5 protein-coding genes are annotated in these 6087 nt (G+C 38.7%); 2 read left to right on the forward strand and 3 right to left on the reverse strand.

The features are described from left to right. Positions 1-532: 532 nt before the first annotated feature. On the forward strand, positions 533-1129 hold the full coding sequence (locus tag HWV58_RS24155; RefSeq protein ID WP_175636571.1) for a GDSL-type esterase/lipase family protein: 597 nt from the start codon (positions 533-535) through the stop codon (positions 1127-1129). Here the strand turns inward: HWV58_RS24155 and HWV58_RS24160 are convergent. From HWV58_RS24160 to HWV58_RS24170, 3 genes are all read right to left on the reverse strand, one after another. Further along, positions 1126-1539, reverse strand: coding sequence for a hypothetical protein (locus tag HWV58_RS24160; protein ID WP_175636572.1), 414 nt, complete (start codon positions 1537-1539; stop codon positions 1126-1128). The two genes, HWV58_RS24155 and HWV58_RS24160, sit on opposite strands and share 4 nt — an antisense overlap. After that, a complete protein-coding gene (locus HWV58_RS24165) occupies positions 1524-3455 on the reverse strand; it encodes a T6SS effector amidase Tae4 family protein (RefSeq protein WP_175636573.1) in 1932 nt (643 codons plus the stop codon). Before HWV58_RS24165 ends, HWV58_RS24160 begins: the two co-directional genes overlap by 16 nt. A 451-nt stretch (positions 3456-3906) precedes the next feature. Next, positions 3907-4233, reverse strand: a complete 327-nt coding sequence (locus tag HWV58_RS24170) for a hypothetical protein (protein ID WP_175636574.1) — start codon at positions 4231-4233, stop codon at positions 3907-3909. A gap of 848 nt (positions 4234-5081) precedes the next feature. On the opposite strand from HWV58_RS24170, the gene HWV58_RS24175 reads away from it, so the two are divergent. Next, positions 5082-6087, forward strand: a 1006-nt coding sequence (locus HWV58_RS24175) for an ISL3 family transposase (protein WP_175636575.1), incomplete at its 3' end; no start/stop codon positions are given.

Here is a 6087-nt window from a genome sequence, read left to right on the forward strand (position 1 = left end):
ATCTTTCAATGCTAAGATCAAAGCCTTTAGAGCAACATCGAGAGGTGTAAGGGATGTTAAATTCTTCTTATTCAGATTATCGAAAATATATGCATAAAAGATATCCCCCCAACTTTTCCGCTTGATCGGACTCTAACCCTATAGTCGATTGCCATGCCCGGCGCACTAAAAAACAAAAGCCTCCGATTTATCGAAGGCTTTGTCCGTACCGATCAGCGGGATTATTTCCAATATTTAAAAGCCTTTTTATTGCTTATTGAACCCATAGTGGACGATTTAAAGCTGAAAGGATTTATATAATTTCGAGCAAAATTTTAGAAATTACCTCGACTAAAAAACCTTCACCGGGAAACTTTGAACCGTAAAACTTGACATTCTAAGTGGTAGTACTTTTTAATTTTTTTGCTAGATGAAACAATGTTATTTTGTTAATAATGGTATAATTCTATATCAAAAAAATCATAATTGCGTAAGTCTAAAAATTTCAAGTAATGTAGATTCAACCGTTAAATAATTTATTAAATTGAGAACGATGAAAAAAATATTAACTGCTTTATTTTTGATTGTATTACGTATTAACTCTTTTGGACAATCATCTCCGCATTCAACCAAAGACCTGGCAGGACTATTTCCAACAAAAAAAACTATATCTCGTTACCACAACAACTGGGTGCAAAAACATTATACCAAATGCATCCAAGAATTTAAAAAAGAGCCCTTAGAGTTTGGAGAAATCGTATTTATTGGCAACAGTATCACTGAAGCAGGGTTGGATTGGCGTGGAAAATTCGGCATAGAACATATCCACAACAGGGGGATTACCGGAGATCTTACTGACGGGGTAATGAAACGTTTAAGAGAAATCACCTACTTTAAACCAAGAGCTGTATTTATACTAATTGGAATCAATGATCTTTTTAGCCTCCATCACCAAGAGGATAATCCTGATCTAAAATATGACAAAATTGTTCCCTCACCTGAATATGTAGGTAAGAACATATTGAAAATCACCAAAATAATTCATCATAGATCGCCAAATACGAAAATTTATGTAAGTACACTTTTACCCACTCGAAGAGTATACCTGCAAAAGGATATTCTTTCGGTAAATAAAATATTCAGTATTTAATTTGCCATCTTTTTTGCTTTTAAATACTTCTTATACGCCGACCTTGCAATAGAATCAAGTTGTTTACTTTCATAATAGGCTAGGCATTCATTAATCAAAGCTTTATTTTTATTGTAGTCCAATATTTTCGAAGGTTGGATCAGCTTGTAAAATTCCTTGCCGAGGCTATCTGCTTGCTTAGTAGAAGCAGTATTTCCGATAAGGTCAAAATTTATTGATTCTGATATGTCGTTTTTTGAAACACTTGTATCTTGCGACTTTAAGCAGGAAATAAAAACCTGCCGCTTATAGCTCATCAACCATTCATCCTTTTGTTGTTTCTTTTGCGCAAAACAGGCACTTCCTGTGAGGCAAAAAAACAATGTGATCAAACAAAATCTGTTATTCATTTCTCTTAATTTAGTTCCCATAAGTTGATAAATGCTATTCCTTGCTTTCTGTTACCCGGCAAGTCTGCCTCTATATTAAAATAACATTCTCCATTGCAATTCGTTCCGTTCCAGACATCGGCATGCCCTGAAGCGAAATAAGCAGGATAATTAGGTATCATAATATATATGCCTTTCTTACCATTCAACAATGTCGGGAAATTTCTCCCATTTTTCCCACCTTGAGCCCCAGTAAATGTGGTATATGTGGTGAATGTTTTTTTCATCCACGCATTTAGGTTTGCTGCTGACAAAAAGTAATTTTTGTTATCGGTGCCTTTTTCCGTTTGTCCGCTTATGCTTGGCACTACGACACCGGAATAGTTTAAGGCCCTTGATACCCGCACTGCACAAGCGTTGCTATACTGTGAAGGGTTTGCAAGGTGGGACGTGTAAAGTTGGCCACCAATCATCGAGTACACCTCAGCCGCAGGCATGTAACCACCGTCTTTTTTGGGGAACGCGTTATTGTATGCTTGGAAGCTGGGAAGCTGTTGAGCAGGGACACTCAGGTTAGGATTACTCCAATATGCTTCATCGAAATCCCCATCCTTACTAACATTACTGTTCAAAAATTGGTTAATAAAAGTTTCCAGGCTTACACTTGGGTTGGCCGAGAGGTAGCCCACTGCCCACTTCGAAAACTCAATGTTATCGGAAGTCTGCCCATTAGCAGACATATAATTGTTCAGAAGTTCGATAATTTTGTAATGATTATCCATGTATGCGATTTCTGTTGAATTAGCACTGATCAAATTGATAAACGTCTGAAATTCGCTTGACCGTGTATACGTAATGTTGGCTGTCCCGCCACCTGGGGTTGGTGTTGTGCCAAAGCTCCAGGTCGTGCCATTAGGGATTACAATTGCTGAGTTGGTTGTATTTGTACCATCAGACCCTTTATTGCCAATGTTATAAAAATAGCCGCTTGGAAATAGGCTGGAATCTGAGTCCGGACTAAAATATGAGGCAACAAGTGAACCATCAGCGGTCCGGATCTGAACCATCTGGCCTTGATATTGTACGCCATCTACAGTCAGAGTTGTTGAGAAGGGCGAATGGACATTCAGTCCAATAGATCTCACATACGCTTTTAGCGAAAGAAAATTATCACCACTCACAACACAATTTTTGCAGCTAGGGTTTTCACCAAAATCTCCGTTACCCGGATCACCGCTACCTCCTGGATTGCCGGTTCCTCCACCGCCACCTCCACCTTCGAAATCGCCATCACATGTCCTTCCCAAATATTCGACATCAGTTATAACCCATTCGCCATTTACCCAGTTCTTTACCACCCAATACCAATCTGAACATTGTACAGAATTTGTGGTTGCGGGAGCGCCGGCCTTACCTGATAAAGGATCACCTTGACCAAATGCGCGGGCATACATTTGTGTAACGGGCTTATTATTCACAAGACTTTGGGTATTCCCGACGTACCGGCTTTTATATTCACCGTTTTTAACTTCCAAAACCAACTGCAGGTTACCGTTCTTTTTGATAGTGTTAAAAATAGATGACTCTACAGGCATAGTGATGACAACTGAATTATCGTCAAGTTCTGTCGCTACGGCTTGATCCCAATCCGGTTTTTCTTTGACAGCCACCAAACCTTTACCCTCCAAACGGATATAATTCTGGGTAGACAGCGCCTGGTCTTCATACCATTGCCTGGCCTTTGCGATAACAGCTCCATCTTTATCGACTAGCAGATTCTTCTGACAGGAGCTTACCAGCAGAATTACTACAATACCACAGATAAACGGCAACAAGTTACCTTTTTCAAAAGCCCTTTTTAAGCCGGAAATAAAGCTGTACTTCAATTTAAAGAAAGGAAAAGACTGCGGGACGGACATAGTAGTCCCAGGGGGATTAATTGAGCGCTTAATTTTCATAGATTTTTTTAAAAATTTTCGCTAAAATATCATTCCACAAGAAAGAATAATATGCAATTATCACCTTTTTATGCTTGAATAAAACAGTGTCGCAAATTTCATTTTGAAACAATCGGACGACCGATTTTGGTATGTAATTGAATTTACAACTTCAAAAAAAATGTTTCCGAAGATTTTTGCCAAAGGAATTGATAATCGTAAACAATTGTAATTAACAAATTTTTGAATTGCATATCAGATTCATATAATATAATGGCAAATCTTCCTAAATATGTGTTTCTCTTATCATCATGGTATTTACTTGATCTAATTGATGCTTAACCTTAGTGTTATCTCTAAGTTTTGCGGTCTCTATCGCCTCTTGAAAATTTATCCTGTATTACGAGATTATATTGTTTGATAGGGCTTATATTAAGCTGGACAATTTTTTTAAAAAAAACTTACGTAGTACTTAGGTTAGTAATCTTTCAAGAGCCTCAAGGGATCGTAGTTCTAATAAATATTGTTTGGACACCTCTCGTATTGTCTTCAAATTTTGGTGATAGAAATTCTCTTTGACACTTAAAATTGTATTTCGCCTAGAAATACAATAATCAATATCTATTTTATTGGTAAGTTTAGTCTTTTTGGAAAAATGCTTATTGAACATCATCCTGCCATAGCCAGCAAGCAGATTATTGAAAATCGCATTATAATTTTCGATAATCAATATCTGTTCAAAACCTAGTGGATCCAGTTCGGGACATTCCTTAAGCTGCTCGCTGAAATCATCTTTCATTAGTTTCCTTTTTATTTCAAATAGTGATAAAGGTTAAGCTTTCATCTGCAAGGCGAAATTCACTTGAAACCATCTGCCTTTATAATATTCCATATTGTATTAAAATTATGTAAAGTTGAGTATCTTAAAAAGATAATATACTGGAAATTAAAGAATATTTTTTGTCTTTTTATGCATAATCGTATTCTTTACATAAATTGCCTTATGTAAAACTTTACATAAGGCGCATTTTCGGTTTTCGAAATGGTATCAGTAATAAATGGTCATTTCCATCAAATATGGAGGAGATCTGTATTCCGGTATTTATCGACTTAAAGTGGGGATTATTCCAAAAGTGGCCACTTGTTTTTCTGCAAAGTGGCCACTTTTTTCGGTTTAAAATGGCCACTGTTTTCGCTTCAAAATGGCTACTCGGCTCATTTTAAGCGGTTTTAAGGCTTATTTAAAGTCAACTTGATTCAATGGTTGTTTTTGTGCTCAAGACAGCTTCAGCGGAGCGCTAAAGCGCTTAAAAATGGTATTTTTAGAAAGGGTGCTGCTGGAGTTTTTTGTCTGTCGGTTTTTGGATGTAATCTTGCCCCAGAACAGCTTTATGACTGGATAATCATATCCGGGATGCCGTGGAGTGAAGTTTTGTGCGGATGGGGAGGCAGAGCATTGACAAAATTTCTTTTGCGGTGGTTCTGATAGGAATGGATATATTTGGGACTCTTCTCAAGATGTCCTGCTCAAAGTCGGGCTAATCTACGGGTGTACAGTTTGGAACGGAATCCGCTGTCTACTATTGGGTTCTTCCCCAATTTTGGTGGTTTTCCATGATAAATTTGGCGGTGTTTCGTTAAGCTTTAATGAATCTTTCCAAACTGATTTTTTCATCAACTGATCCCTTTAAAGTAGTCTCAGTAGATAACCAGGTCGACTTTGTTAATATCTATGTTCAGAGCAGGCAAAGGATCTGCTGTTGTCCAGATTGCCTAAGTCCGTCAAAAAAGCTTCATAGCTATTATTTAAGAAAGTTTCGTGACCTGCCTACGTTTGGAAAGCCATGTAATATTTACCTGCAATCCAGAAAATTCCGGTGCCTCACCACTGAATGTAATAGAAAGATATTTACAGAACGCTTTGCTGACCATTTCAAACCATGTAAGCGAAGGACAAAAAGAATGGATGAGAAGTTGTTGATTACAGCCTTGGAAATGGGTGGCAGGCCAGCCGAGCGTGTTTGCAATACATTATCCATGCCTGTGAGTGATTCTACTTTACTAAGATTGATCCATAAAGCCCCGTTGCCCCCATTAGGGCAGCTTAAAGCCGTCGGGGTAGATGACTGGGCATATAAAAAGCGTGACAGATATGGCAGCATCCTGGTAAACCTGGATACCGGAAAGGTAGTCGATCTGCTACCAGACCGGGAGGAAAAAACATTGACCAGTTGGTTGCAAGGGCAACCTGCGATAGAGGTGATTACACGGGACCGTTACGGTAAATATATGCGGGCAGCCACAAAGGGGGCTCCCCAGGCTATACAGGTCACTGACCGTTGGCATCTGCTTAAAAATCTTGGCGAAGCCGTTAAAAGAGTAATGGTGCGCGAGTACACCAGACTCAGCAGAGCAGTGGCCCCTAAAACAGTTGATGAACCACTGATGGTTCCAAAAGACTTTCCTAAAGGGAAGAAGCTGGCCGCTACAGAGGGTGTTATCAAACAACGATTTGATGAGATGAAGAAACTACAGGCTAAAGGGTTGTCCAACAACGCAATTGCAAAATCGCTAGGGATGCATAGGAATACCGTCAGGAAATACCTGTCGATGGATGTGTTGATGCGGAAGTCCTACGGAGAAAGGGGGATGA

The organism is Pedobacter ghigonis (genome assembly GCF_903166585.1).
Taxonomy (GTDB): Bacteria; Bacteroidota; Bacteroidia; order Sphingobacteriales; family Sphingobacteriaceae; genus Pedobacter; species Pedobacter ghigonis.